This is a genomic window from Pseudomonas sp. S8 (assembly GCF_050473925.1).
Classification (GTDB): domain Bacteria; phylum Pseudomonadota; class Gammaproteobacteria; order Pseudomonadales; family Pseudomonadaceae; genus Aquipseudomonas; species Aquipseudomonas parakoreensis.
On sequence record NZ_JBFDVZ010000016.1, the window covers coordinates 1,922,497 to 1,947,990 of the forward strand.

At 59.3% G+C, this 25,494-nt stretch carries 27 protein-coding genes; 15 read left to right on the forward strand and 12 right to left on the reverse strand.

Going from position 1 to position 25,494, the window contains the following annotated elements:
* Positions 1-2: 2 nt before the first annotated feature.
* Together AB1J88_RS09890 and AB1J88_RS09895 are read right to left on the reverse strand one after the other, a co-directional pair.
* Complete coding sequence (locus AB1J88_RS09890) at positions 3-638, reverse strand: lytic polysaccharide monooxygenase auxiliary activity family 9 protein (protein WP_108182344.1); 636 nt, start codon at positions 636-638, stop codon at positions 3-5.
* Positions 639-860: 222 nt separating this feature from the next.
* Positions 861-1,298, reverse strand: coding sequence for a hemerythrin domain-containing protein (locus tag AB1J88_RS09895; protein ID WP_041074240.1), 438 nt, complete (start codon positions 1,296-1,298; stop codon positions 861-863).
* 147 nt (positions 1,299-1,445) lie between these two features.
* Between AB1J88_RS09895 and AB1J88_RS09900 the strand changes: the two genes are divergently transcribed.
* Positions 1,446-1,871, forward strand: coding sequence for a GNAT family N-acetyltransferase (locus AB1J88_RS09900; protein ID WP_041074238.1), 426 nt, complete (start codon positions 1,446-1,448; stop codon positions 1,869-1,871).
* 89 nt (positions 1,872-1,960) lie between these two features.
* Here the strand turns inward: AB1J88_RS09900 and AB1J88_RS09905 are convergent, their stop codons facing one another.
* On the reverse strand, positions 1,961-2,311 hold the full coding sequence (locus AB1J88_RS09905) for a hypothetical protein (RefSeq protein WP_041074236.1): 351 nt from the start codon (positions 2,309-2,311) through the stop codon (positions 1,961-1,963).
* A 134-nt stretch (positions 2,312-2,445) separates the two neighbouring features.
* On the opposite strand from AB1J88_RS09905, the gene AB1J88_RS09910 reads away from it, so the two are divergent.
* The 8 genes from AB1J88_RS09910 (at position 2,446) to AB1J88_RS09945 (ending at position 7,208) form a co-directional block, all read left to right on the forward strand.
* Positions 2,446-2,775, forward strand: coding sequence for a DUF6388 family protein (locus tag AB1J88_RS09910; RefSeq protein ID WP_108182343.1), 330 nt, complete (start codon positions 2,446-2,448; stop codon positions 2,773-2,775).
* 25 nt (positions 2,776-2,800) lie between these two features.
* Positions 2,801-3,505: a YoaK family protein gene (locus AB1J88_RS09915; RefSeq protein ID WP_041074232.1), complete on the forward strand. Its 705-nt coding sequence runs from the start codon at positions 2,801-2,803 to the stop codon at positions 3,503-3,505.
* Positions 3,506-3,741: 236 nt separating this feature from the next.
* On the forward strand, positions 3,742-4,134 hold the full coding sequence (tusD, locus tag AB1J88_RS09920) for a sulfurtransferase complex subunit TusD (RefSeq protein ID WP_041074269.1): 393 nt from the start codon (positions 3,742-3,744) through the stop codon (positions 4,132-4,134).
* Position 4,135: 1 nt separating this feature from the next.
* Positions 4,136-4,492 (forward strand): sulfurtransferase complex subunit TusC, encoded by a 357-nt coding sequence (tusC, locus tag AB1J88_RS09925; protein WP_041074231.1) that lies wholly within the window; start codon positions 4,136-4,138, stop codon positions 4,490-4,492.
* The gene (gene tusB, locus AB1J88_RS09930; protein WP_121184803.1) at positions 4,492-4,785 is read left to right on the forward strand and encodes a sulfurtransferase complex subunit TusB; all 294 of its coding nucleotides are present in this window, start codon (positions 4,492-4,494) and stop codon (positions 4,783-4,785) included. Before tusC ends, tusB begins: the two co-directional genes overlap by 1 nt.
* Positions 4,782-5,117, forward strand: coding sequence for a TusE/DsrC/DsvC family sulfur relay protein (locus AB1J88_RS09935; RefSeq protein WP_003223861.1), 336 nt, complete (start codon positions 4,782-4,784; stop codon positions 5,115-5,117). The genes tusB and AB1J88_RS09935 overlap by 4 nt, the downstream gene beginning before the upstream one ends.
* A complete protein-coding gene (locus tag AB1J88_RS09940; protein ID WP_430290965.1) occupies positions 5,114-6,115 on the forward strand; it encodes a glycosyl transferase family protein in 1,002 nt (333 codons plus the stop codon). The genes AB1J88_RS09935 and AB1J88_RS09940 overlap by 4 nt, the downstream gene beginning before the upstream one ends.
* Before the next feature lie 91 nt (positions 6,116-6,206).
* Positions 6,207-7,208 carry a glutathione S-transferase family protein gene (locus AB1J88_RS09945; RefSeq protein ID WP_430290966.1) on the forward strand — a complete coding sequence of 334 codons (1,002 nt, stop codon included), beginning with the start codon at positions 6,207-6,209 and terminating at the stop codon, positions 7,206-7,208.
* 94 nt (positions 7,209-7,302) lie between these two features.
* Here AB1J88_RS09945 and cysG read toward each other — a convergent pair whose 3' ends face one another.
* The 6 genes from cysG to AB1J88_RS09975 form a co-directional block, all read right to left on the reverse strand.
* On the reverse strand, positions 7,303-8,697 hold the full coding sequence (cysG, locus tag AB1J88_RS09950) for a siroheme synthase CysG (protein WP_047295105.1): 1,395 nt from the start codon (positions 8,695-8,697) through the stop codon (positions 7,303-7,305).
* Positions 8,698-9,978: a serine--tRNA ligase gene (serS, locus tag AB1J88_RS09955; RefSeq protein ID WP_003223852.1), complete on the reverse strand. Its 1,281-nt coding sequence runs from the start codon at positions 9,976-9,978 to the stop codon at positions 8,698-8,700. It abuts the gene before it with no gap.
* A 15-nt stretch (positions 9,979-9,993) separates the two neighbouring features.
* Positions 9,994-10,368, reverse strand: a complete 375-nt coding sequence (gene crcB / locus AB1J88_RS09960; protein ID WP_041074221.1) for a fluoride efflux transporter CrcB — start codon at positions 10,366-10,368, stop codon at positions 9,994-9,996.
* Positions 10,368-11,690 carry a replication-associated recombination protein A gene (locus AB1J88_RS09965; protein WP_003223849.1) on the reverse strand — a complete coding sequence of 441 codons (1,323 nt, stop codon included), beginning with the start codon at positions 11,688-11,690 and terminating at the stop codon, positions 10,368-10,370. Before AB1J88_RS09965 ends, crcB begins: the two co-directional genes overlap by 1 nt.
* 201 nt (positions 11,691-11,891) lie before the next feature.
* A complete protein-coding gene (gene lolA, locus AB1J88_RS09970; RefSeq protein WP_041074219.1) occupies positions 11,892-12,512 on the reverse strand; it encodes an outer membrane lipoprotein chaperone LolA in 621 nt (206 codons plus the stop codon).
* 66 nt (positions 12,513-12,578) lie between these two features.
* Positions 12,579-14,987, reverse strand: coding sequence for a DNA translocase FtsK (locus AB1J88_RS09975; protein ID WP_084234290.1), 2,409 nt, complete (start codon positions 14,985-14,987; stop codon positions 12,579-12,581).
* A 309-nt stretch (positions 14,988-15,296) separates the two neighbouring features.
* Here AB1J88_RS09975 and trxB point away from each other — a divergent pair, with 309 nt between their 5' ends.
* The 5 genes from trxB (at position 15,297) to AB1J88_RS10000 (ending at position 19,524) form a co-directional block, all read left to right on the forward strand.
* The gene (gene trxB, locus AB1J88_RS09980) at positions 15,297-16,256 is read left to right on the forward strand and encodes a thioredoxin-disulfide reductase (RefSeq protein ID WP_222015173.1); all 960 of its coding nucleotides are present in this window, start codon (positions 15,297-15,299) and stop codon (positions 16,254-16,256) included.
* Between the two features lie 62 nt (positions 16,257-16,318).
* Positions 16,319-16,999: a leucyl/phenylalanyl-tRNA--protein transferase gene (aat, locus tag AB1J88_RS09985; protein WP_430290967.1), complete on the forward strand. Its 681-nt coding sequence runs from the start codon at positions 16,319-16,321 to the stop codon at positions 16,997-16,999.
* 57 nt (positions 17,000-17,056) lie between these two features.
* On the forward strand, positions 17,057-17,764 hold the full coding sequence (locus tag AB1J88_RS09990; RefSeq protein WP_222015176.1) for an arginyltransferase: 708 nt from the start codon (positions 17,057-17,059) through the stop codon (positions 17,762-17,764).
* 112 nt (positions 17,765-17,876) lie between these two features.
* Complete coding sequence (gene infA / locus AB1J88_RS09995) at positions 17,877-18,095, forward strand: translation initiation factor IF-1 (RefSeq protein ID WP_002553999.1); 219 nt, start codon at positions 17,877-17,879, stop codon at positions 18,093-18,095.
* A 253-nt stretch (positions 18,096-18,348) separates the two neighbouring features.
* On the forward strand, positions 18,349-19,524 hold the full coding sequence (locus AB1J88_RS10000) for an integrase core domain-containing protein (protein WP_430290968.1): 1,176 nt from the start codon (positions 18,349-18,351) through the stop codon (positions 19,522-19,524).
* 1,010 nt (positions 19,525-20,534) lie between these two features.
* On the opposite strand, the gene clpA is transcribed toward AB1J88_RS10000, so the two are convergent.
* Positions 20,535-22,805, reverse strand: a complete 2,271-nt coding sequence (gene clpA, locus AB1J88_RS10005) for an ATP-dependent Clp protease ATP-binding subunit ClpA (RefSeq protein ID WP_041073244.1) — start codon at positions 22,803-22,805, stop codon at positions 20,535-20,537.
* Positions 22,806-22,835: 30 nt separating this feature from the next.
* On the reverse strand, positions 22,836-23,219 hold the full coding sequence (gene clpS / locus AB1J88_RS10010) for an ATP-dependent Clp protease adapter ClpS (protein WP_011334948.1): 384 nt from the start codon (positions 23,217-23,219) through the stop codon (positions 22,836-22,838).
* 224 nt (positions 23,220-23,443) lie between these two features.
* On the opposite strand from clpS, the gene AB1J88_RS10015 reads away from it, so the two are divergent.
* The gene (locus AB1J88_RS10015) at positions 23,444-23,731 is read left to right on the forward strand and encodes a cold shock domain-containing protein (protein ID WP_430290969.1); all 288 of its coding nucleotides are present in this window, start codon (positions 23,444-23,446) and stop codon (positions 23,729-23,731) included.
* Positions 23,732-23,810: 79 nt separating this feature from the next.
* Here AB1J88_RS10015 and icd read toward each other — a convergent pair whose 3' ends face one another.
* Positions 23,811-25,067, reverse strand: coding sequence for an NADP-dependent isocitrate dehydrogenase (gene icd / locus AB1J88_RS10020; protein WP_041073239.1), 1,257 nt, complete (start codon positions 25,065-25,067; stop codon positions 23,811-23,813).
* Positions 25,068-25,494: the final 427 nt, after the last annotated feature.

Genomic DNA, 25,494 nt, shown 5'->3' on the forward strand with positions numbered 1-25,494 from the left:
CGTTATTTGAAGTCGACGTCGAACGCCTGATAGAACGCGTTACCGGTATTGGCGACGATCCACATCAACACGATGACGTGACGACCCTTTTTGCTGGCCGGCAACTTCACCGAATGATTGACCTTGGCCTTCAATTCCCCCGGATAGCTGTAATACGGCACCTGAGTGTAGAAGTCTTCGGCGAAAGGCTGCGCTTCGAGTTGTGCACGGGAAATACGCTGTTTCGGATCCCAGCCATCCTTGGTGATCAGCCAGCGATAACCACGGGTGGTGTGTGGCGCGGTGTATTCCCACTTCACTTCCAGCGTCTGGCCCGGGGTGACGCTGAGCAGCGGCCAGTTGAACGGACGGTTGAGCTTTTTGCTCATTTCCTCGTCGGTGAAGTTCACACAGTCACGGGCATCGGTCTTGCCACCGCTGAGAATGTAACCGTCGGCGGGTGGTGTGACGCTGTCGCTGTCACTGCCATAGGGCGCAGGAAAAGGTCCTGCCGTCAGCGCGGGGAAGTTCTTGCCGCCTTCCATTTCGTTGACCTGCCAGGCACCGAGCAATCCTTGCTCGATGGCTACCGCACCGCGGCTGGCTGGAGAGGTAACGCGACCGTGTCGCAGTTGGGTTTGAGCTTGTGGTTGATTCATGTTTTTCACTCCGTTGATTTAAGAACTCTCCTGTCCGAGGAGAGGCCTTCAAGCTAACGGAGGTGGTTTTTTTGTCCATCGGCGGTTTTGTCGCAGGTAATCGGCGTCTCTAGTGGAAAACGCCGCAAACACTGGATGCATATACAGTCAATTGCGACAACGCCCACCTGACGCATGGCTAAAGGCCTACACGCCGACACAGCAAAAACCCGCATTCATCACTCACTCCAACTGTGCCTGATATTCCTTCTCGTATTGCCCGGCGAGCTGTTCCTTTTGCTTGTCGTCGAGCAACTTGCCGGCCATCTGGAAGAATTTCTGCTCTTCCTCCTTGAGATGGTGATGAACCTTGTCGGAAAGTTTTTTTGCGGTAGCCAGCCACGCCGGGCTGGACATCTCGGTCTCATCCAGTTCTTCCATCATCTCGTCCATTTCATGGTGTTCCGAGATCGCGTGACGACTGAGATCGACGCCGTTGTCGAACTCCATCAGCGGAATGTAGAAGTGGCGTTCTTCGGCGGTCTCATGAGCCTGCAGTTCGGCCTTGAGCTGTTTGTAGGCTTCGACCCGCTCCGGGGTGTCGCCGCTGGTTTCGACCAGTGCTTTGGCGTAATTGCGCTGACGGTCGTGGCTTTCGCGAAGGGCTTCGAAAATATTCATGGGGGGTCCTCATCAACCGCGTTCGAAATGACGCTGTAGAAGCTAGACCCCGACGCAACAGCGGCGGTTCCAAAGGGATGAGCAAGGACTTGGAAAGCGCCCGCCGGGCAGGATAGGCTGCGCGTTCACCTCACAAGGAAGTTGCGTATGACGTTGCGAATCGAGCTGTCACAGAACCCCACGGAAGAACAGCGCAAGGCTATCCTCGAGCCGTTGATTGCCTACAACGACGCCCAGACCGGGGGCTCCACGTCGGAACCGTTCGCCCTGCTGGTACGTGATGAACACGACGCGATACTCGGCGGCTTGTATGGCCGGGTGATTTTCCAGTGGATGTACATCGAGTTGCTTTCGGTGCCGGAACAGGGGCGCGGCCAGGGTATTGGCTCGAGACTGATGACCATGGCCGAAGAGCTGGCCAACGAGAAGCGCTGCCTGGGCATCTGGCTGGATACCTTCGATTTTCAGGCGCCGGAGTTTTACAAGAAGTTGGGATTCAGCCAGTTTGGCGAGATCGTCGACTATCCGCCGGGGCATAGCAGGCACTATTTCCAGAAGCGCCTGAAGGGTTGAATCTCAAGAGCCCTTCGCGAGCAGGCTCGCTCCCACAATGGAATGCATTTCAAACAGTGGGAGCAAGCCTGCAGCCGCTCAGCGCAATATCAAAGACAGGTCGCCAACCCCGCCAAACGCCGCTTGGCGACAAAATCATCCTTCTGCACGTAGTAATTGAGCACCGTCCCCGACGCATCGCTGGTCACGTCGACAAACGACTCTGCCGAACGGGTATACACCGTCGAGCCGCCCTTCTTGCCCGGTTGCAGATACGCGCCGGCGTCCACGCCAAACACCGCCTCGTCCTGCCAGGCGAATTGCACGCACTGGGCCACGACTTTCTCTGGCTTGTCCGAGGTCAGAACCTTGTAAGGGGCTTTGGTGCGAGAATCGTCCATCACCGAACCCGCGCAGCCCGCCAGCACGGTCGCGGCCAGCGCTACCATCAGAATTCGCATTGCATTCGCTCATTCAGAAAAAAGCGGACTGTATCATCGCAACAGGCAAAATCGTTCTGCTTTACTGCATTTATAGCGCGACACGCGCCGGCCGCTCCGGCACCCTAGGGTCATCAGCCTGACAAGGAATACACATGGCGCCCACCGACCAGCGACATGAGCAAGCCCTGAAACTGTTTCTCGACGCACGCCCCGAATTGCGCGAAACCCTCGATCACCTCAACCCGCTGCTGGCCCAGGCCAAGGGCGAAACCCCGGCGCAGTATCGTGAGGAGCGCCTGCACGAAGCCTTCGAGGCTGAGGCGGAGAATCAAGGCCTGTTCGCTTGGGAACTGACCTTGCAGCTCACGGCGCAAACGCCCGAGGAGTACCAGGCTCAGCGCATGGAGGTGCACCGCGAAGTGGCGGAAATGGCCCACATGAGCTGGGCCGATTACTGCGATCTGTACGGGTTGGAACCTTAACCGCCGCTCAAGGATATCGTCACCGATGCTGCCCTCCACTTCGACTCACCGCGCCACGTCCGGGCATTTGCATCGGCAGAAATGGCGTGGCCGTATCGGCCTGGCACTGGTGGCCAGTCTGTCCGTGCTGGCAGGCATGACCGATGCTATCGGCTTCATGGCCAGTGGCGATTTCGTGTCCTTTATGAGCGGCAACACCACGCGGCTGGCGGTGGCGATCAGTGACGGCGACCTCGGACTGACGCTGCGCCTGGTCATCCTCGTCGTCACGTTCGTGATCGGTAATGCCTTGGGCATCGTGATCGGTCGCCTCAGTGGTCGGCGCACACTGCCCTTGCTGCTGTGCATCGCCACCCTGCTGTGCTTCGCGGCCGCGTGGCCGTATGACACGCAACTGCCGGCGCTGCTGGCGGCGATCATCGCGATGGGCATGCTTAACGCGGCGGTCGAGGAAGTGAATGGTCTGCCGGTCGGTCTGACTTACGTGACCGGCGCGCTATCGCGCTTCGGCCGTGGACTCGGCCGCTGGATGCTCGGCGAACGCCGTAACGGCTGGCGGGTGCAACTGGTGCCATGGAGCGGGATGTTCATCGGCGCAATTCTCGGCGCGGTACTGGAACATCATTTCGGGCTTCGGGCGCTGTTCGCCAGCGGCTTGCTGGCGGCGGCGCTCGGTGTGCTGTCGCTGAGCATTCCGCGGCGTTGGCAACTGGGCTATATGCCCCGCTGATCGAAACCTCACTCCCCCCCCTGTAAGAGCTGTCGAGTGAAACGAGGCTGCGATCTCTTGATCTTGCTTGTAAGATCAAGAGATCGCAGCGTGCCGCAGCTCCTACATGGATTCGCACTATGACCGATAGCAGCAGGCGGACAGTTATTCCCGCGCAATCGGTGTGTGCAACTTGGGTTTCGCGGCTGCCTTCATAAAGCTTTATCATGGCCGCAGTTTTGCTGATCGAGTCCGTCATGAAGTTCGCCATTGCGCTGTTTTCCGCCGCCCATGCGCCCTCCTCGCGCCGTGCCCTGCTGTTTGCGCAGGCCGCGCTGGCCGGCGGGCATGAGATTGTCCGGCTGTTTTTTTATCAGGACGGCGTCTACAACGCCTCCGACGCGGTGGTCACCCCGCAGGACGAACTGGACCTGCCCAAACAGTGGCGTGCGTTCATCACCGAGCAACAACTGGACGGCGTGGTATGCATCGCCGCCGCCCTGCGTCGTGGCGTACTGAATGACGAAGAGGCCAGGCGTTATCAGCGTGATGCCGTTGCGGTCAGCGCACCGTGGGAGTTGTCCGGCCTCGGCCAGTTGCACGATGCGGTGCAGGACGCTGATCGACTGATCTGTTTCGGAGGTGCGTGAGATGGCCAAATCCCTGTTGATCATCAGCCGCCAGTCGCCATGGTCCGGCCCCGGCGCCCGCGAGGCGCTGGACATCGTGCTGGCCGGCGGCGCGTTCGATCTGCCGATCGGCCTGCTGTTTCTCGATGACGGCGTACTGCAATTGGCCGCCGGACAGAACGCCAAGGCCCTGCAACAGAAAGACCTGAGCGCCAACCTGCAGGCGCTGCCGATGTTCGGCGTTGAAGAACTGTTCTACTGCACCGACAGCGCCAGCGCCCGTGGCCTGAGCACGCTGTCGCTGGACGAAGCGCAGCCGCTCGGCGCCAGCGAAATCAGCGCCCTTATTGACCGTTACGACCAGGTGATCACCCTCTGATGTCGACTTTGCATGTGTTGTCTCATTCCCCGTTCGGCGACGAGCGCCTGAACAGTTGCCTGCGCGTGATCGGCGCTGCCGACGCCCTGCTGTTATCCGGTGACGCGGTATATGCCCTGCAACCCGGCACCGCGCCATTCGCCACGCTGAACGAGCGCCGGGTCAAGCTGTTCGCCCTCGCTGAAGACCTGCAGGCCCGCGCCATCGTTGCTCCCGACTGGGCAGAGGCCATCGATTACCCGGCATTCGTCGAACTGTCGATCCGCCACGACAAGGTCAACAGCTGGCTATGAACTCGATGACTGTCGGCGCCCGCGCCATCGAACTGGACAAGGACGGTTTTCTGGTCGACCTCGACGACTGGTCCCATGACGTCGCCAGCGCCCTTGCCGCTGCCGAGGACATCGAACTGACTGCCGAACACTGGGAAGTCCTCGAACTGCTGCGCAGCTTCTACGCGGAATTTCAGCTGTCGCCGGCCACCCGTCCATTGATCAAATACACCGCACTCAAACTCGGCCCGGACAAAGGCAACAGCCTGCACCTGAACCGACTGTTCAAAGGCACCCCTGCCAAACTCGCCGCGAAACTGGCGGGCCTGCCCAAACCGACGAATTGCCTATGACCGACTTTCCAGCGCTGACCCTCGAAACGCCCGCCGAGCACCCGTTCGCGCAGTTCGTACGGATCCTCGGCAAGGGCAAACGCGGCGCACGCGACCTGACCCGTGAAGAGGCCCGGGAAGCCATGGGCATGGTGCTCGACGACAAAGTCGAAGACACCCAGCTCGGGGCCTTTCTGATGCTGCTACGGCACAAGGAAGAAAGCGCCGAAGAAATGGCCGGTTTCACCGAAGCCTTGCGTGAACGCTTGCAGGCTCCAGCGTTGCACGTCGATCTGGACTGGCCGACCTATGCCGGCAAGAAACGTCATCTGCCGTGGTACCTGCTGGCGGCCAAGTGCCTGGCGCAGAACGGCGTGCGGATTTTCATGCACGGCGGCGGCGCGCATACCGCCGGGCGTCTGTACACCGAACAACTGCTTGGCGAGCTGGACCTCCCGCTGTGCCGCACGTGGCAGCAGGTCGGCAACGCGCTGGACAACGGCGGCCTGGCATTCATGCCGCTGATGGACTGGGCGCCGCAGTTGCAGAAGATGATCGACCTGCGCAACACCATGGGCCTGCGCTCGCCGATCCATTCACTGGCACGGATTCTCAACCCGCTGCGCGCCCGTTGTGGCCTGCAAAGTATTTTTCATCCGGGCTATCAAGCGGTGCATCGCGAGGCCAGCGGTCTGCTCGGCGACACGGCGATCGTGGTCAAGGGCGACGGCGGCGAAATCGAGATCAATCCGGATGCCGACAGTCATCTGTACGGCACGAAGGGCGGCGAGAGCTGGGACGAGGAATGGCCGCAGCTGTCGAGCCAGCGCCACGTCAAACCGGCCACGCTGGACGTTGAACATCTGAAAGCGGTGTGGCGTGGCGAGGTGGTCGACAGCTATCCGCAAATGGCCCTGATCTCGACCATGGCCTTGGCCCTGCGCGGTCTCGGTCAAAGTCGCGAGCAAGCGTTCGAAACCGCCGAGCAATACTGGGCGGCGCGCAACAAATCGATTTAACCGATCATAGACGCCCGATCTTTGCGCTTTTTGTTCGAACTCATCGGAATAGACTCGGCTCCAACGCTTATTGGATTCAGGAGTCTTGATCATGGGTTTACTCGTCGATGGCCACTGGCAGGACAAGTGGTATGAAAGCAGCAAGGACGGCGCGTTCCAGCGCGAACAGGCGCAACGTCGCCACTGGGTCACCGCTGACGGCCAGCCCGGGCCGAGCGGTGAAGGCGGTTTCGCCGCCGAAGCCGGGCGCTATCACCTCTATGTATCGCTCGCCTGCCCGTGGGCGCACCGCACGTTGATCCTGCGCAAGCTCAAAGGTCTGGAAAGCCTGATCGACGTGTCCGTGGTCAGTTGGCTGATGCTGGAAAACGGCTGGACCTTCGACAAGGCCTTGGGCTCGACCGGCGACAAACTTGATAATTTCGCCTTCATGCACCAGCGCTACACCGCCGACACCCCGGATTACACCGGGCGCGTCACGGTGCCGGTGTTGTGGGACAAGAAACTCAAGCGCATTGTCAGCAATGAGTCGGCGGAAATCATCCGCATGTTCAACAGCGCCTTCGATGGCCTGACCGGTAACGGGCTGGACTTCTACCCGGCACCGTTACGTGGCGAGATCGATGCACTGAACGAGCGGATTTATCCGGCGGTGAACAACGGCGTGTATCGCGCTGGGTTCGCCACCTCGCAACAGGCTTATGAAGAGGCGTTCGATGAGGTGTTTGCCGAGCTGGATCACTTGGAACGGGTGCTGGGCGCCAATCGCTATCTGACGGGTGAATACCTGACCGAGGCCGATGTGCGACTGTTCACCACGCTGATTCGCTTCGATGCGGTGTACCACGGGCACTTCAAGTGCAATCTGCGGCGGATTGCCGATTACCCGAACCTGTCGAACTGGCTGCGTGAACTGTATCAGTGGCCGGGGATTGGCGAGACGGTGGATTTTCAGCACATCAAGAATCACTACTACGGCAGCCACAAGACCATCAATCCCACGGGGATTGTGCCGAAGGGGCCAGAGCAGGATTTCAGTGTGGCGCATGACCGGGAGCGCCTGAATGCGAAAGGGGTTTGGTTAAAGGGCTAACAGCAAAAGCAAAAGATCGCAGCCTGCGGCAGCTCCTACAGGGAACGCATTCTCATGTAGGAGCTGCCGCAGGCTGCGATCTTTTTACTTTGACTCAAACTTGCGCCTGAGCCCCTTCAAACCACGCCAATTTCTCGCGCAGCTGCACCACTTCACCCACAATCACCAGCGTCGGCGCATGCACTTCATGCTCCGCCACCAGGCGTGGCAGGTCGGCCAGCGTGCCGGTGAAGACTCGCTGATTGACCGTCGTGCCCTGCTGGATCAACGCTGCCGGGGTGTCCGCGCGGCGACCGTGTTTGATCAACTGCTCGCAAATCACCGGCAAGCCCACCAGGCCCATGTAGAACACCAGCGTCTGCGCCGGGGCAACCAGGTCGGCCCACGGCAGATCGGTGGAACCGTCCTTCAGGTGACCGGTGACGAAACGCACCGACTGCGCGTAATCGCGATGGGTCAACGGAATCCCGGCATACGCCGCGCAACCGCTGGCCGCCGTGATCCCCGGCACCACCTGGAACGGAATGCCGTGGGCCGCCAGCTCTTCGATCTCTTCACCGCCGCGACCGAAGATGAACGGGTCACCGCCCTTCAAGCGCACCACCCGCTTACCGGCCTTGGCCAGGTCCACCAGTTGCTGGTTGATCTGGTCCTGCGGTACCGCATGGTCGGAGCGACGCTTGCCGACGTAGACACGCTCGGCATCGCGACGGCACAGCTCAAGAATCGCCGGCGCGACCAAGCGGTCGTACAGCACCACGTCGGCTTGCTGCATCAAACGCAAGGCGCGGAAGGTCAGCAGGTCCGGATCACCCGGCCCGGCGCCCACCAGATACACCTCACCGGTGGTGATGTCCGCCTCGCCATCAATCTTGGCCTGCAACAGACGCTCGGCCTCGGCGCCCTGCCCGGCCAGTTGCCGGTCGGCAATCGGGCCTTGAAACACGTCTTCCCAGAACCCGCGACGCTGCTGCACATCGGGAAACAGGTTTTTCACCTGATTGCGAAAACGTGCGGCAAGACCGGCCAACTGGCCGTAAGTCGACGGAATCCAGGTTTCGATCTTGGCGCGAATCAGCCGCGCCAGCACTGGCGCATCGCCGCCGCTGGACACCGCGATGATCAGCGGCGAGCGATCGACAATCGCCGGGAAGATCACGCTGCACAACTGCGGCGCGTCAACCACGTTGACCGGCACGCAACGCCGATGGGCATCGCTGGAGACCTGCGCATTCAGCGTTTCATCGTCGGTGGCGGCAATGATCAGCCCGCAACCGTCCAGATCCGCTTCCACATAACCACGCAACAGGCATTCACCACCGCTGGCAGTGACCAGTTCGCGCAGTTGCGCTTCGATTTCAGGTGCGACCACCCGCAGCAGCGCACCGGCATCGGCCAGCAGGCGGGATTTGCGCAAGGCAATTTCCCCCCCACCGACCACCAACACACGACTGCCGCGCAGGTTGTGAAACAGCGGCAGATATTTCATTTAGCCGATGACCTCAAGGCCACCCATGTACGGTTTCAGTACGTCCGGCACGCGGATCGAACCGTCGGCCTGCTGGTAGTTTTCCAGCACCGCCACCAACGTACGACCGACCGCCAGGCCGGAACCATTCAGGGTGTGTACCAGCTCAGGCTTGCCGGTTTCCGGGTTGCGGAAACGCGCTTGCATGCGGCGGGCCTGGAAGTCGCCGCAGTTGGAGCACGACGAAATTTCGCGGTACTTGTCCTGGCTTGGAATCCACACTTCCAGGTCGTAGGTCTTCACGGCGCTGAAGCCCATGTCGCCGGTGCACAGCGCCAGGGTGCGATAAGGCAGACCCAGCAGTTGCAGGACTTTTTCGGCGTTGGCGGTCAGGCCTTCCAGCGCTTCCATCGAGGTCGACGGCTCGACGATCTGGACCATCTCGACTTTGTCGAACTGGTGCTGACGGATCATCCCGCGAGTGTCACGACCCGATGCGCCGGCTTCGCTGCGGAAGCACGGGGTGTGCGCCACGAACTTGATCGGCAGCAGTTTCGAATCGACGATTTCACCGGCCACGATGTTGGTCAGCGACACTTCGGCAGTCGGGATCAGGTACAGATCGGCTTCGCCTTCGCGAGCGATCTTGAACAGGTCTTCTTCGAACTTCGGCAGTTGACCGGTGCCTTGCAGCGCCGGGGCCTGAACCAGATAAGGCGTGTAGGCCTCTTCGTAGCCATGCTCGTTGACGTGCAGGTTGATCATGAACTGCGCCAGAGCGCGATGCAGGCGAGCAATCGGGCCACGCAGCAAGGCGAAACGGGCGCCAGAGAGCTTGGCGGCGGTTTCAAAGTCCAGCCAGCCGAACTTCTCACCCAGCGCGACGTGGTCCTTGACCTCGAAATCGAACTGGGTCGGCGTGCCCCAGCGACGCACTTCGACGTTGTCGTCTTCATCTTTACCGACCGGTACCGATTCGTGCGGCAGGTTGGGGATACCCAGCAGAATCGAGTCCAGCTCGGTCTGGATCGCGTCCAGCTCGACTTTACCGGCACTCAGCTCGCCCGCCATGCGCTCGACGTCTGCCATCAGCGGCGCGATGTCTTCGCCGCGCTGCTTGGCCTGACCGATGGATTTGGAACGCGCGTTACGCTCAGCCTGCAGTGCTTCGGTGCGGGTCTGGACGGTCTTGCGCTGTTCTTCCAGCGCTTCGATGCGCGCGGTATCCAGGGCAAAGCCACGGGAAGCCAGGCGGTCCGCTACGTCCTGAAGGTTGCTACGTAACAGTTTGGAATCGAGCATGTCGGTTTCTCGTTATCAAAGTTTGGTCAGGGACAGGCCGGCCCACGTCGCGAGCAGCCCGCCGAATACGCTGATCGCCGCATAGCCCAGGGCCAGCGGCACTTGCCCGCTTTCCAGCAGGCGCACCGTATCCAGTGAAAAGGATGAAAAAGTCGTCAGCCCCCCGAGGAAGCCGACCATCAACCCGGCACGCACCTCGATCGGCACCTCCGGGCGTATCAAAAACAGGCCGTACAGCACGCCAATCAGCAGACAGCCCACGATATTAACGGCCAGCGTCGCGGTATAGAAGTGCCGCGGCCAATTGGCGTTGACCCAATTAGCGGTGGCGAAGCGCAACAGCGTGCCGGCGATTCCGCCGACGGAGACCGCAACAATCAATGGAAGCACTATTTTCTCCGCTGTCTTGGGCTTAAACGGTCGAGTTGGGCGAGGTGGTTGAGCTTCTCGCCGATCTTCAACTCCAGGCCACGGGGCACCGGTTGATAGAACGGAATGGGCTCGAGCTCTTCCGGGAAATAATCTTCGCCGGCGGCATACGCGTCCGGTTCGTCGTGGGCGTAGCGGTATTCGTCGCCATAGCCCAATTGCTTCATCAGTTTGGTCGGCGCATTGCGCAAGTGCAGCGGCACTTCCAGCGAACCGTACTCGGCAGCCGCGCGCAGCGCGGTCTTGAAGCCCATGTACACCGCGTTGCTTTTCGGTGCACAGGCCAGATAGGTGATGGCCTGGGCCACCGCCAGTTCGCCTTCCGGGCTGCCAAGGCGCTCCTGCACCTCCCACGCTGCCAGGCACAGACTTAAAGCGCGCGGGTCGGCGTTACCGATGTCTTCGCTGGCCATGCGCACCACGCGTCGCGCCAGGTACAACGGATCGCAACCGCCATCGATCATCCGCGCGAACCAGTACAGCGCGCCATCAGGGTTGGAACCGCGTACCGATTTATGCAGCGCGGAGATCTGGTCGTAGAACGCTTCGCCGCCCTTGTCGAAGCGCCGTCGAGTGTCGCCGAGCAGGCTTTGCAGCAGCTCGGTGCCCATTTCGCTGTTGTCTTCGGCCAGGTCCGAGGCGTTCTCCAGCAGATTGAGCAGGCGCCGACCATCGCCATCGGCCGCCGACAACAGCATCTGAAAGCCTTCATCGCTGAGGGTCAGGTTACGCTTGCCCAGGCCACGCTCTTCAGTGAGCGCGCGGTGCACCAGTTTGCGCAGTGCCGTCTCGTCGAGGCTTTTCAGCACATAGACGCGGGCCCGCGACAACAGCGCGTTGTTCAATTCAAACGAAGGGTTTTCAGTGGTAGCGCCGATAAAAATCAGCGTGCCGTCTTCAACGTAGGGCAGGAACGCATCCTGCTGCGATTTGTTGAAGCGGTGCACTTCATCGACGAACAGAATCGTGCGCTTGCCGTACTGGCCGGCCTGCTGCTTGGCGATTTCCACCGCCTGACGGATTTCCTTGACCCCGGCGAGCACTGCCGAGACCGTTTCGAAATGCGCGTCCGAGACTTCCGCGAGCAAGCGCGCCAAGGTGGTCTTGCCCACACCCGGCGGTCCCCAGAAGATCATCGAATGCAGGGCACCCTGCTCCAGCGCCTCACGCAGAGGCTTGCCGCGAGCGAGCACGTGCTCCTGACCGACGTACTCATCCAGATTGGTCGCGCGCAAACGCGCGGCCAGCGGCTGGGCAATCGGTGCACTGCGAAACAGATCCATCACGTAGCGTTGAAACCTCTGATTGTCTTAAGCCTGTTGGAACACCTGTGGACACCTGTTGGTGACCCTGTGGTGAGGGGATTTATCCCCGATGGACTACGCAGCAGTCACCTTTTTGGGGGCTGCTTTGCAGCCCATCGGGGATAAATCCCCTCGCCACAAAAGCTCCAAGCCACAAGAACCCGACCCGGGGTCCGGGGTTTATTCCTGGATAACGTCAGCACCCTTCGGGATGTCGAACTTGAACTTCGACGCCGGCACCGCTTCGTTGGCCTTGACCCCGGTGAACAGAATGTTGGTGCGCTGGCCGACGCTGTCGATCAGTTGCATGTCATTGACCAGGCCGTTGCGGAACGACAGACGCAGACTGTCGAACAGGGTGTCCTTGGTCTTCGGCTTGAGGGTGAAGTCGATTACGCCGCCCGCCTCTTTGGCACTGATCTCAAAGCTCTGGCTGATCTTCGACACGTCACCGGAGAGCAGCAGCGCCGGGGTTTGAGTCAGGCGCTCGTCGAGCTTCTTGATGGTCGCCTGCTCCAGATCCGGATCCCACAGGGTGACCTTCTTGCCGTCGGAAACCATGGTCTGCTCGTTTGGCGCTTCGGTGTGCCAGTAGAACAGGCCCGGACGCTGCAGGACCATATCACCGCGAGTTTCCTGCAACTGGGTGCCGCTACCATCGAGGGTCAGCTGGGAGAAGTTCGCGGTCAGGGTTTTCGATGTTTCCAGCAATTGAGTCAGACGCGCCACGTCCTTGTCATCGGCGTGGGCCGTGAGCGTGGTCAGCGCCAGTACTGGCAACAGCATGCGGATAAGACGCATGGGAGTCCTCTTGAATACTCGTTGGGAGAGCGGCGGCACATCATTGTCCCGCCTCTTGCTTGGCAATCAGTCGCGAACCGGGCCGGGGGCCAGAACTTCACGCGAACCGTTGGTGTTCATTGAGGTCACGACCCCCGCCATTTCCATGGCTTCGATCATGCGCGCAGCGCGGTTATAACCGATCTTAAGCTTGCGCTGTACCGCAGAAATCGACGCCCGGCGGCTTTCCAGCACGAACTGCACGGCTTCGTCGTACAGCGCGTCGGTCTCGGCATCATCACCGTCGCCACCACCGCTGCTGCCTTCAAAGCCGCTGCCCGCCTCTTCGACACCGTTGAGGATGTCATCGTTGTATTCCGGTGCGCCACGCAGTTTCCACGCTTCCACCACGCGGTGAACTTCATCATCGGAAACGAACGCGCCGTGTACCCGGATCGGCAGGCTGGTGCCCGGCGGCATGTAGAGCATGTCACCGTGACCGAGCAGTTGCTCGGCGCCGCCCTGATCGATGATGGTCCGCGAGTCGATCTTGCTCGACACCTGGAACGCCATACGGGTCGGAATGTTGGCTTTGATCAGACCGGTGATCACGTCCACAGAAGGACGCTGGGTCGCGAGGATCAAGTGGATACCGGCGGCACGTGCCTTCTGCGCGATACGGGCGATCAGTTCTTCGACCTTCTTGCCGACGATCATCATCATGTCGGCGAATTCGTCGACCACCACAACGATGGTCGGCAGCTTCTGCAGCAACGGCGCTTCGTCGTGAATGCTTTCGCGCTTGTACAGCGGGTCGCTCAACGGTTCGCCGGCGTCCTGGGCTTCCTTGACCTTGGCGTTGAAGCCGGACAGGTTACGCACGCCCATCTTCGCCATCAGCTTGTAGCGGCGTTCCATTTCGGCAACGCTCCAGCGCAGGGCGTTGGCGGCGTCCTTCATATCGGTCACTACCGGGCACAGCAGGTGCGGAATGCCTTCGTAGATCGACAGCTCGAGCATTTTCGGGTCGATCATGATCAGTTTGGCGTCATCCGGGCCGGACTTGAACAGGATCGACAGGATCATCGCGTTCACGCCCACCGACTTACCGGAACCGGTGGTACCGGCCACCAGCAGGTGTGGCATCTTGGCCAGGTCGGTGATGACCGGTTTGCCGCCAATGTCGTGGCCCAGGGCCAAGGTGACCGGCGACTTGAAGTTGTCGTACTCGGGGGTCGACAGCACTTCGGAGAAACGCACGATCTGCCGGTCTTCGTTGGGAATTTCGATACCGACCGTGGTCTTGCCCGGAATCACCTCGACCACGCGCACGCTGGTCACGGCCAGCGAACGTGCAAGGTCTTTCGCCAGGTTGGCGATGCGGCTGACTTTGACGCCGGCTGCAGGCTGAATTTCGTAACGGGTAATCACCGGGCCCGGATGGATCGAATCCACGGTGACTTCGACGCCGAACTCCTTGAGCTTGATCTCCAGCAAGTGGCCAACGGCAGCCAGAGATTCCGGCGAATAATTGAGTTGTTTCTTTTCCGCCGGATCGAGAATCGAGATCGGTGGCAAAGTACCTTCCACGGCGCTGTCGACGAACAACGGCACCTGTTTCTCTTTCTGCACGCGCTTGCTTGGTTCCGGAGCTTTGACCGGGGCCGGGGCGATGACCGGCGGCACCTGCTTCTCGCGGTCCGACATGTGCTTGCTCAAGGCCTGCTCGCGCTCGATCAGGCGCTCCTTGACCTTGGCCTGTTCACGCTTGTCGGTAACGGTCGGCGCCACCACGTCGTGGACGCGGTCATCGACCTCACGCAACTGCGCGACCAGTTGCTTGCGCTCGGTACGGGCCGACCACCAGCGGTTGATCGCGCCCTGAAACAGTTCGAACAGGTCGAGGGTGATCTTGCCGGTGACGTCCATCACTTTGAACCACGACAGGTCGGTGAACACCGTCAGGCCAAACAGGAACAACGCGATGAACAGCAGCGTGCTGCCCTGGATATTCAGGGCGTTGCGCGCCAGGTCACCGAGACTTTCGCCCAGCGCCCCGCCCGCACCCGCCGGCAGACCGGTGGCGGCATGAAAATGGATATGCGCCAGCGCAGCGCCGGACAGCACCAGAAACACCAGACCGATCAGGCGCCAGGAGAACAGCCAGCCACTCCACTGCCAGGGTTCGTGGCGTTGACGGAAGATTTGATACGCCTTGATCGCCAGCAGCAACGGGAAAATGTACGCGAAATAACCCAGCACCATGAACAGGATGTCAGCGCTGTAGGAACCGGCGGGGCCGCCGAAGTTCTGCACGTCGTCGATCTTGCTGTTGTGGCTCCAGCCCGGATCGTCCTTGCCGTAGGTCAGCAGGGCCATCATCAGGAACAGGCACAAGGCACCGATGGCGATCAATGCACCTTCCTTGAGCCGGTAGTGCAATTGCTGGCGCCAGAGCGGAACGACTGTTTTTGGTGCTGCGGTGGATTTCTTCAAAACGCTTCTTTTCCTGCGCCCAAGGCGCGTCCATCTATTGAATGACGATAAAAAACTGCCCAATCCAGGCAGGTAAAAAAGTGAACCGGCGCATCTGAGACTACTTTTAACACTGTGCCGCAGCTTTTATAAACACAGCTATAAACACAGCGCTCTACAAATATTCTGTAACAGCCCGGCATTGTACGGGTTTGCGCGGCTGATGCCATGCTTCAAACCCCTTAGCTGAGCATAGCCAACCGCACAAATCCTGCGGTTCAATTTGAGCATGCATTGTCTTTTGTGACAAAGGCTTATGAGGTGTATTTGATGAACGCAGCGAAGCATTCACGCCTGATCATTCTTGGCTCCGGTCCTGCCGGCTACAGCGCCGCCGTATACGCCGCCCGCGCCAACCTCAAACCGGTGGTGATTACCGGGTTGCAGGCCGGTGGCCAGCTCACCACCACCGTCGAAGTCGACAATTGGCCCGGCGACGTCGAAGGCCTCACCGGCCCGGTACTGATGGAGCGCATGCAGAGACACGCCGAACGCTTTGCCACCGAGATCGTTTACGACCACATCCACACTGCCAAGTTGCAGCAGCGCCCTTTTGAGCTCATCGGCGACAGCGGCACTTATACCTGCGACGCCCTGATCATCGCCACCGGCGCTTCAGCGCAGTATCTGGGACTGCCCTCGGAAGAAGCCTTCGCCGGCAAAGGCGTCTCTGCCTGCGCGACCTGCGATGGCTTTTTCTATCGCAATCAGGTGGTCGCCGTGGTGGGCGGCGGCAACACTGCCGTCGAGGAAGCCCTGTACCTGTCGAACATTGCCAGAGAGGTGCACTTGATCCATCGCCGCGACAAGTTGCGCTCGGAGAAAATTCTCCAGGACAAACTGTTCGAAAAAGCCGCCAACGGCAACGTTCACCTGCACTGGAACCAGAATCTGGACGAAGTGCTGGGCGATGCCAGCGGTGTGACCGGCGCGCGCCTGCGTGACAGCCACACCGGGCAGACCCGCGAACTGGCCCTGGCCGGCGTGTTCATCGCCATCGGCCACAAACCCAACACCGACCTGTTTCAGGGCCAGCTGCAAATGCGCGACGGCTATCTGCTGGTCAAGGGCGGCAGCGACGGCGACGCCACCTCCACCGAGATCCCCGGCGTCTTCGCCGCTGGCGATGTGGCCGACCATGTCTACCGTCAAGCCGTGACCTCGGCCGGTGCCGGTTGCATGGCGGCACTGGACGCGGAGAAGTATCTGGACGACATTCCTGTCATTTAACGGCACACTTTATCGCGGGCCTCGCGCCCGCACCGCCCTCCCCTTCTGCAAGCCTGGACGCCATGCTGACTTGGTTACAACGCAATTCCCTGACTTTCCCGCCCCTGGAAAAGGCCATGCGCGATCCCAATGGATTGCTGGCTGCCGGTGGCGACCTGTCCGCCGATCGCCTGGTGCAGGCTTACCGGCACGGCTGTTTTCCATGGTTTTCCGAGGGCCAGCCAATCCTCTGGTGGTCGCCGGATCCGCGCACCGTTCTGTTTCCCGACGAACTGCATGTCTCGCGCAGCCTCGGCAAGCTGCTGCGCAAGCAACGCTACCAGGTGACCTTCGATCGGGATTTCGCAGCCGTGATTCGCGCCTGCGCCGCGCCTCGGGACTACGCCGATGGCACCTGGATTACCGAAGCGATGCAGGACGCCTACCTCGAACTGCACCGCCGCGGCTTCGCCCACTCGGTCGAGGTCTGGGATCAGGGCCAACTGGTCGGCGGCCTGTATGGCCTGGCGATGGGTCAGCTGTTTTTTGGTGAATCGATGTTCAGCCGCGCCGACAACGCCTCCAAATATGGCTTTGCCACGCTGGTGCAGCATCTGAAAGAAGCGGGATTCGTTCTGATTGATTGCCAGATGCCGACCGATCATCTGCACAGCCTCGGCGCCCGGGCGATCCCCCGCCACGAATTCGCCAACTATCTGGCTCGCCACCTGGATCAACCCAGTCGTGCCACTTGGGTTTGCTGAGCGACTTTTGCGCGCGTGGCTTACACTTAATTCACCAGCTTATCCCGAGGGTTGATCATGACCGAGTTGGCGCGCTTGAAGTTCTATGCCACTCAGCCTCATTCCTGCAGTTATCTGCCCGAGGAGCAGGCGACGACGCTGTTTCTCGACCCGAGTCAGCCCATGGATGTGCACGTCTACGCAGACCTGTCGGAAATGGGGTTTCGCCGCAGCGGCGATCATCTGTATCGGCCCCATTGCCAGAATTGCAATGCGTGCGTGCCTGCACGCATCCCGGTGGCGCAGTTCCTGCCCAACCGCCAGCAGAAACGCATTTTCAAACGCAATGCCGATCTGCAGGTACGCCCGGTAAAACCGCACTTCAGCGAAGAATATTTCGATCTGTACCAGCGTTACATCGAGCAGCGCCATGCCGACGGCGACATGTACCCGCCAAGTCGTGACCAATTCTCGACCTTTCTGGTGCGCGACCTGCCCTTCTCACGCTTCTATGAATTTCGACTCGACGGACGGTTACTCGCTGTTGCTGTAACCGATCTGTTGCCCAACGGCTTGTCGGCGGTCTATACCTTTTACGAACCTGACGAGGAACGCCGCAGCCTGGGACGCTTCGCGATCCTGTGGCAAATCGCCGAAAGCCAGCGTCTGGGGCTGGAAGCGGTGTATCTCGGATACTGGATCAAGAACTGCAAAAAGATGAACTACAAGACCCAATATCGCCCCATCGAATTGCTGATCAATCAGCGCTGGGTAATCCTGAACTAATCGCGAACCCTAAACCCCTTGGCTTGAACCCCCTTTTTCGGGCACAATGCACGCCGCTTTTGCCTGGCGCAGTTGCACCGGGCCATTCATTGGACACCGAGGGCTTTACTGCATGTCGAAAGAAGACAGCTTCGAAATGGAAGGCACTGTCGTCGACACCCTGCCCAACACCATGTTTCGTGTGGAGTTGGAAAATGGGCACGTCGTAACCGCGCATATCTCCGGCAAGATGCGCAAGAACTACATTCGTATTCTTACCGGTGACAAAGTGCGCGTCGAGCTGACGCCCTATGACTTGAGCAAAGGGCGCATTACTTACCGCGCTCGCTAATCAAGTCAATACAAGACGCCCGGTTTATACCGGGCGTTTTTGTTTGTCTGGGATTTGTTGGTTTTGTGTGTATATCCGTTGCTGCGGTAACGGCCTCCTATGGTTTCGCTCTTACAGCGAGTCACCTTTTCCAAACGCCGAAAAGGCAACCCAAAAGGCTTTGCGGTATGACTCACCCACATAGGTAACAAACCAGCTCAAGCACATAGGTAACAGTTTTTAACTGGCACGGGTCGATTCCGAGGATCTGACCATGCCGTGGCAAGAGCTGAAACCTATGGACCTGAAAGTGATGTTCATTGCTGACTACCTGTCTGGTCGTCTCAATTTCAGTCAACTCTGTGCAGCTCACAGCATCAGTCGCAAGACTGGATACAAGTGGGTGGCCCGCTACAACGCGGACAGCATTAATGGTTTGGCTGAGTGCAGTCGCAAGCGGCACTCTCAAGCTCAGGCTGTACCGTTTGCGGTCAAAGAGGCCATTCTTGAGTTACGCCAACAGGGGCAAACCATACCGGGCCCGAAAAAGATTCAGACAGCCCTGAGTCGACGATTTCCAGATCAGCCACCGCCGTCCAAAACCACGATCTATAACGTGCTTAAAAAGGCGGGGCTCGTCGAGCCTCGGCGCTTGCGCCAACGTGTCGCCCTCTATCCCAAGCCACTTCAGAAAGCCGAGCTTCCCAATCAGCTCTGGAGTGCCGATTACAAAGGCCAGTACCTGACAGGAGATGGTGTCTGGTGTTACCCCTTGACGGTGATGGATCACGCCAGTCGCTTTCTATTGGCTTGTGAAAGCATGCCGAGCACGACGTTCAAAGATGCCAAAGCTACCTTTGAGCGGCTATTCAAGATGTACGGAATGCCCGAGCGGATTCGTACTGACAACGGTGTCCCATTTGCCAGCGGTGGGTGTGCTGGGCTGTCGCAGTTGTCGATCTGGTGGGCTCACCTGGGCATCATTCATGAGAGGATTGAGCCTGGGCGACCTGAGCAAAACGGACGCCATGAACGCATGCACCGCACGCTTAAAAGCACGCTGCCAAGACCGCCGGAAATTGAATGGGGAGCCCAGCAGAAGCATTTTGATCTGTTCATGCAGCACTATAATCATGAGCGCCTTCATGAGGCTTTGGGGCAGAAAACGCCGGGCTCTTGCTACACAAGCTCGTCACGGGCCTTTCCGGGAAAACTACCGGAGATGAAATATCCAAGCCATGTTGAGACGTACCGAACGGACTCAAACGGGGTGGTGAACAAGGGACGACTCAGAATCTATGTCGGCTATGTCCTGAAGCATCAGATGGTCGGATTGGCGGGAATCAGCGAGGGTGTTTGGGACATCATCTTTGGACCTGTTCTACTGGGCCGTGTTGATGAACGAGACGCTAAGGATGGTTATCTGACGCTCAAGACAATCAAAAATTAGTGATCGGGTGTTACCTATGTGCCTGAACTCTTCTGTTACCTATGTGGTTGATCCCTTCATTGCCCCGGCGTACGGCACTTCGCTGAGGCTCAGTGTTCCCTCGCTACGGTGTCCATCCGGGGGCGTCGCCTACGGTTTGCTTCGCTGCACCTCCTCTCGATGTATGCGGCTTCGCCGCACGGCGCTGCGCGCCTACCCCCGGATGGACACCTCCGCTCGGCCTGCCGAAGGGGCTGAAGATCAAAAGCCACATCAAGAGCAAGAGCCAGATCAAAAGATCGCAGCCTTCGGCAGCTCCTACATGGGATTGGGTGTTTTCAGTTGGTGATTGGTCGGCTGTCAGGCCGCCTTCGCTGGCAAGCCAGCTCCCACAGTGGGATCGGATGTTTTCAGTTGGAGTTTGGTCGGCTATCAGGCCGCCTTCGCTGGCAAGCCAGCTCCCACAGTGGGATCGGATGTTTTCAGTTGGAGTTTGGTCGGCTATCAGGCCGCCTTCGCTGGCAAGCCAGCTCCCACAGTGGGATCGGGTGTTTTCAGTTGGAGTTTGGTCGGCTATCAGGCCGCCTTCGCTGGCAAGCCAGCTCCCACAACTTTATTCGTGCACACCCCATGCGGCGAAGCCGCCCCACTCAACACGATGAGCGTTAGCTCGAGTACCGCTTTTGATCTGAGGGCCCGTCGGCAGGCTGAGTGGAGGGATTTACCCGGGGGTGGGAGCGCAGCGACCGTTTGGCGCAGCCAAACACAGCGAGAGGAGGTGCAGCGAAGCAAACCGTAGGCGCTGCCCCCCGGATGAATCCCGGAGCGAAGGAACCCGAGCCTAAGCGAGGGCCGAACGTCAGGGTAAAGCCCTTTGGTTACTTTGGGGCGTTTGCCAAAGTGACCCGCCGTAAGGGCGGAACCCTAAGCAGCCGTTACCGCAGCAACGGATATTCACCCAAAAAAACCAAACGACAAATAACAAAAAGGCGCCCGAAGGCGCCTTTCGCTTTACAACAGACCAACAACCGTCAGGCCATCTCAGCCGTAGTCTCGAAGTCAAACGTCAACTCACCATCCTTGATGTCGATGTGCACCACACCGCCATGCTCGGCCAGCTCGCCAAACAGAATCTCCTCCGCCAGCGGACGCTTGATCTTGTCCTGGATCAGACGCGCCATCGGACGTGCGCCCATCGCCGAGTCGTAACCACCGGCCGCCAGCCAACTGCGCGCCGCATCGGTAACCTCCAGCAACACACGCTTGTCTTCCAACTGCGCCTGCAGTTCGGTAAGGAACTTGTCCACCACACTTTTGATGACCTCATGGCTGAGGCGACCAAACTGGATAATGGTGTCCAGACGGTTACGGAACTCCGGCGTGAAGCTCTTCTTGATCACTTCCATCGCATCGGACGAGTGGTCCTGATGAGTGAAGCCGATCGAAGCCCGCGCTGCCGTCTCGGCGCCGGCGTTGGTGGTCATGATGATGATCACGTTGCGGAAGTCCGCCTTGCGCCCGTTGTTGTCGGTGAGCGTACCGTGGTCCATCACCTGCAACAGCAGGTTGAAGACTTCCGGATGCGCCTTCTCGATTTCATCGAGCAGCAACACGCAGTGCGGCTGCTTGGTGATCGCTTCGGTCAACAGACCGCCCTGATCAAAGCCGACATAGCCTGGAGGCGCACCGATCAGACGCGATACGGTGTGGCGCTCCATGTACTCGGACATGTCGAAGCGCACCAGTTCGATCCCCAACGCCTTGGCCAGTTGCCGCGCAGCCTCGGTTTTACCGACACCGGTTGGACCGGCAAACAGGAACGAACCCACTGGCTTGTCCGGCGACTTGAGGCCGGCGCGGGACAGCTTGATCGCGGTCGACAGCGAATCGATCGCCGCGTCCTGACCAAATACCGTCAGCTTCAGGTCACGCTCCAGATTGCGCAGCAGTTCCTTGTCGGAGCTGGTGACATGTTTCGGCGGAATCCGCGCGATTTTCGCCACGATGTCTTCAACCTGCGGCACGTCAATGCGCTTCACGCGCTTGTCGGCCGGCTGCAGACGCTGGTAGGCGCCCGCTTCGTCGATCACGTCGATGGCCTTGTCCGGCATGTGCCGGTCATTGATGTAACGCGATGCCAGTTCAGCAGCGGCGCGCAACGACTCATCGCTGTATTCGATGTTGTGGTGTTGCTCGAAACGCCCCTTCAGGCCGCGCAGGATACCGATGGTGTCTTCCACCGACGGCTCGACGACATCGACTTTCTGGAAGCGTCGTGCCAGCGCACGATCCTTCTCGAAGATGCCGCGAAATTCCTGGAACGTGGTCGAGCCGATGCAGCGAATGTCGCCAGACGACAGCAGCGGCTTGAGCAGGTTCGAGGCATCCATTACGCCACCGGACGCAGCGCCCGCACCGATGATGGTGTGAATCTCGTCGATGAACAGGATCGCCTGCGGACGTTTTTTCAGTTCATTGAGCAGCGCCTTGAAGCGCTTCTCGAAATCACCGCGATACTTGGTGCCTGCAAGCAGAGCGCCGAGGTCGAGCGAATAGACGACACTGTTGGCCAGCAGATCCGGCACCTGGTTGTCGACAATGCGCTTGGCCAGGCCTTCGGCAATCGCGGTTTTACCCACGCCCGCCTCGCCGACCAGCAGCGGATTGTTCTTGCGTCGACGCGCGAGGATCTGCGCGACACGCTCGACTTCCGTTTCGCGACCGACCAGCGGATCGATTCGACCCTGGCGCGCAAGTTCGTTGAGATTGCTGGCATAAGCATCCAGCGGATTGCCTGAAGAAGAAGACTCACCGCCCTCGTCGTCCTGCATATCTTGTTCACCTTCAGAGTGATCGCCATGCCCCGGCACCTTGGAGATGCCATGGGCGATATAGTTGACGACATCAATGCGCGCAACGCTCTGCTGTTTCAGCAGGAACACGGCCTGACTCTCTTGCTCACTGAAGATTGCAACCAGCACGTTGGCGCCAGTCACTTCGCGTTTGCCCGAGCTCTGTACATGAAAAACAGCACGTTGCAGTACACGCTGGAAGCCCAGGGTTGGCTGGGTTTCGCGATCTTCGTCATGGACGGGGATCAATGGCGTGGTTGAGTCGATGAACTCCTGCAGGTCGTGCTTGAGTTTGTCGAGGTTTGCGCCGCAGGCACGCAATACGGTGGCGGCAGCCTCATTGTCCAATAGGGCCAGCAGCAGGTGTTCGACGGTCATGAATTCATGACGCTTCGAACGAGCCTCCTTGAAGGCAAGATTGAGGGTGACTTCGAGCTCGCGGTTTAACATAGCTTCACCTCATACCCAAGTGGTCGGCGATTAACCGTCCTTCTCGATTTCACAGAGTAGCGGATGCTGGCTTTCCCTGGCGTACTGGTTGACCTGCATGGCCTTTGTCTCGGCGATGTCGCGGGTAAACACTCCACATACTGCCCGTCCTTCTGTGTGAACGGCCAGCATGACCTTGGTCGCCAGCTCGCGATTCAGGTTAAAAAACACCTCGAGCACTTCGACGACGAAATCCATCGGTGTGTAGTCATCGTTGAACAAAACCACCTTGTACATCGGCGGCGCCTGTAACGCAGGCTTTGCTTCCTGAACAGCAACGCCTGCCGAATCGTCGTCGTGCTCCTGTGGAAGATCCTTTTGGAGAAGCGGGCGATCCTGATTGAATGTTAGTCGAATCTGGCTGATTGCATGCATGGAAAGAAAGGTTCGTCAGTTGTGCAAATACAGTGGTGGGGGCGGCTGTACACCTTTTCAACTCCGACTGCCCGGTCACCTTGACTATCGGGAAAACGGTGTTACAACCAATAGAGCCCACAGTGGGTAAAAAAGATCCGCGGAGTCAATCTTTTTAACGGATTCGATTGCGGATGAATTGGATGATACTCCAGCGATGGAGACTGTTGCAGAGGGATTTGAGCATGGCTGTCGGCAAGGTGAAATGGTTCAACAATGCCAAGGGGTTCGGTTTCATTAACACCGACTCCCGCGAGGGGAAGGACGAGGACGGCAAGGACATCGATTTCTTTGCCCACTACTCCGCCATCAAGATGGACGGGTACAAAACCCTCAAAGCCGGGCAAACCGTCAAATTCGAGATCGTGCAAGGGCCCAAAGGCCTGCACGCCACAAATATTCAGAATGTCGAGGTCGCGAAAGATGCCGCCTCGGCTGCGGCTGTCGCTCAACAACAATCAGTGACCAGCTGAAGCCACCCGGACACCTGCCAGAAAACACACCGCCCGGCTCGATCACTCGAGCCGGGCGGTTTTGTTGCGACCGCCGTTCTTACATGTGCTTGACGATCGCCTCACCGAAGCCCGAAGAAGACACCAGCGTGGCGCCTTCCATCAAACGTTCGAAGTCGTAAGTCACGGTCTTGGCCTTGATGGCGCCATTGGTGCCCTTGATGATCAGGTCAGCCGCTTCGGTCCAGCCCAGATGACGCAACATCATCTCCGCCGACAGAATCACCGAGCCCGGGTTGACCTGGTCCTTGCCGGCGTACTTCGGCGCGGTACCGTGGGTCGCCTCGAACATGGCCACGGTGTCGGACAGGTTGGCGCCCGGCGCGATACCGATACCGCCCACTTCAGCCGCCAGGGCATCGGAGAGGTAGTCACCGTTGAGGTTCAGCGTGGCGATCACATCGTATTCGGCCGGACGCAGCAGGATCTGCTGAAGCATGGCGTCGGCGATGGCATCCTTGACGATAACTTCGCGGCCGGTTTTCGGGTTCTTGAATTTCATCCATGGGCCGCCATCGAGCAGCTCGGCGCCGAATTCTTCCTTCGCCACCTCGTAGCCCCAGTCCTTGAAGGCACCTTCGGTGAATTTCATGATGTTGCCCTTGTGCACGATGGTCAGCGACTTGCGGTCGTTGTCCACCACGTATTGCAGGGCCTTGCGCACCAGACGTTTGGTGCCTTCCTTGGAAACAGGCTTGATGCCGATACCGCAATCCTGGTCGAAACGGATCTTGGTGACGCCCATTTCTTCTTTCAGAAACTTGATGACCTTGGTGGCCTCAGGCGAGCCGGCCTTCCATTCGATACCGGCATAAATGTCTTCGGAGTTCTCGCGGAAGATCACCATGTCGACGTCGCCAGGCTTTTTCACCGGGCTTGGCACACCTTCGAACCACACCACGGGACGCAGGCACACATACAGATCGAGTTGCTGGCGCAGGGCTACGTTGAGGGAGCGGATGCCACCACCGACCGGGGTGGTCAGCGGGCCCTTGATGGAGACCACGTAATCCTTGACGGCGTCCAGGGTTTCCTGGGGCAGCCAGGTGTCCTGGTCGTAGACCTGGGTCGCTTTTTCGCCAGCATAAACCTCCATCCAGGAAATCTTGCGCTTGCCCCCATAGGCCTTGGCCACGGCAGCATCAACCACTTTGATCATCACCGGGCTGACGTCGACGCCAATGCCGTCACCTTCAATGAAGGGGATGATCGGGTTATCAGGAACATTGAGAGAATGGTCTGCATTGACGGTGATTTTGTCGCCGACGGCTGGAACCTGAATCTTCTTGTAACCCATGCTGAACTCCATTGTTTGGATTGAACATCTGGCTTGGTTCGAGCGTAACCCAGTTAAATCAACACGCAAACCCTCTGTTCACGACGCGGGCACATCTGGTTTCGTACAAGCCTGAAAGCAAAGGGAAAAGCGCCAAACTCAAGCATTCCCGGCGACTCTACGCCCCACCCCGCCCTGCGACCTTTAGACCAATGGACGAGACCGGTTGCATATGAACCATCGGCAGATTGCCAGCTACCTATGTATAATGCCGCCCGCTGACCAAAGGGTCACGACGGCTGGCCTCTCTAGCACGAGACTTTCCGCCTGATTGGTCGGGTTGTTACCGCAGCCTGACTGCTTGACGCTCAACGATGCACCCAACATCACCGCGAAGATTCTCGACATTCGGTTCATGGATGACTTTGAACGAACGCGCTTACCCGGC

What these genes read in the sequence shown, in the direction of transcription:
- AB1J88_RS09890 (WP_108182344.1), bottom strand. Translation starts at nt 638, where the DNA reads ATGAATCAACCACAAGCTCAAACCCAACTGCGACACGGTCGCGTTACC.
- AB1J88_RS09895 (WP_041074240.1), bottom strand. Translation starts at nt 1,298, where the DNA reads ATGAATATTTTCGAAGCCCTTCGCGAAAGCCACGACCGTCAGCGCAAT.
- AB1J88_RS09900 (WP_041074238.1), top strand. Translation starts at nt 1,446, where the DNA reads ATGACGTTGCGAATCGAGCTGTCACAGAACCCCACGGAAGAACAGCGC.
- AB1J88_RS09905 (WP_041074236.1), bottom strand. Translation starts at nt 2,311, where the DNA reads ATGCGAATTCTGATGGTAGCGCTGGCCGCGACCGTGCTGGCGGGCTGC.
- AB1J88_RS09910 (WP_108182343.1), top strand. Translation starts at nt 2,446, where the DNA reads ATGGCGCCCACCGACCAGCGACATGAGCAAGCCCTGAAACTGTTTCTC.
- AB1J88_RS09915 (WP_041074232.1), top strand. Translation starts at nt 2,801, where the DNA reads ATGCTGCCCTCCACTTCGACTCACCGCGCCACGTCCGGGCATTTGCAT.
- tusD (WP_041074269.1), top strand. Translation starts at nt 3,742, where the DNA reads ATGAAGTTCGCCATTGCGCTGTTTTCCGCCGCCCATGCGCCCTCCTCG.
- tusC (WP_041074231.1), top strand. Translation starts at nt 4,136, where the DNA reads ATGGCCAAATCCCTGTTGATCATCAGCCGCCAGTCGCCATGGTCCGGC.
- tusB (WP_121184803.1), top strand. Translation starts at nt 4,492, where the DNA reads ATGTCGACTTTGCATGTGTTGTCTCATTCCCCGTTCGGCGACGAGCGC.
- AB1J88_RS09935 (WP_003223861.1), top strand. Translation starts at nt 4,782, where the DNA reads ATGAACTCGATGACTGTCGGCGCCCGCGCCATCGAACTGGACAAGGAC.
- AB1J88_RS09940 (WP_430290965.1), top strand. Translation starts at nt 5,114, where the DNA reads ATGACCGACTTTCCAGCGCTGACCCTCGAAACGCCCGCCGAGCACCCG.
- AB1J88_RS09945 (WP_430290966.1), top strand. Translation starts at nt 6,207, where the DNA reads ATGGGTTTACTCGTCGATGGCCACTGGCAGGACAAGTGGTATGAAAGC.
- cysG (WP_047295105.1), bottom strand. Translation starts at nt 8,697, where the DNA reads ATGAAATATCTGCCGCTGTTTCACAACCTGCGCGGCAGTCGTGTGTTG.
- serS (WP_003223852.1), bottom strand. Translation starts at nt 9,978, where the DNA reads ATGCTCGATTCCAAACTGTTACGTAGCAACCTTCAGGACGTAGCGGAC.
- AB1J88_RS09965 (WP_003223849.1), bottom strand. Translation starts at nt 11,690, where the DNA reads ATGGATCTGTTTCGCAGTGCACCGATTGCCCAGCCGCTGGCCGCGCGT.
- lolA (WP_041074219.1), bottom strand. Translation starts at nt 12,512, where the DNA reads ATGCGTCTTATCCGCATGCTGTTGCCAGTACTGGCGCTGACCACGCTC.
- trxB (WP_222015173.1), top strand. Translation starts at nt 15,297, where the DNA reads ATGAACGCAGCGAAGCATTCACGCCTGATCATTCTTGGCTCCGGTCCT.
- aat (WP_430290967.1), top strand. Translation starts at nt 16,319, where the DNA reads ATGCTGACTTGGTTACAACGCAATTCCCTGACTTTCCCGCCCCTGGAA.
- AB1J88_RS09990 (WP_222015176.1), top strand. Translation starts at nt 17,057, where the DNA reads ATGACCGAGTTGGCGCGCTTGAAGTTCTATGCCACTCAGCCTCATTCC.
- infA (WP_002553999.1), top strand. Translation starts at nt 17,877, where the DNA reads ATGTCGAAAGAAGACAGCTTCGAAATGGAAGGCACTGTCGTCGACACC.
- AB1J88_RS10000 (WP_430290968.1), top strand. Translation starts at nt 18,349, where the DNA reads ATGCCGTGGCAAGAGCTGAAACCTATGGACCTGAAAGTGATGTTCATT.
- clpA (WP_041073244.1), bottom strand. Translation starts at nt 22,805, where the DNA reads ATGTTAAACCGCGAGCTCGAAGTCACCCTCAATCTTGCCTTCAAGGAG.
- clpS (WP_011334948.1), bottom strand. Translation starts at nt 23,219, where the DNA reads ATGCATGCAATCAGCCAGATTCGACTAACATTCAATCAGGATCGCCCG.
- AB1J88_RS10015 (WP_430290969.1), top strand. Translation starts at nt 23,444, where the DNA reads ATGGCTGTCGGCAAGGTGAAATGGTTCAACAATGCCAAGGGGTTCGGT.
- icd (WP_041073239.1), bottom strand. Translation starts at nt 25,067, where the DNA reads ATGGGTTACAAGAAGATTCAGGTTCCAGCCGTCGGCGACAAAATCACC.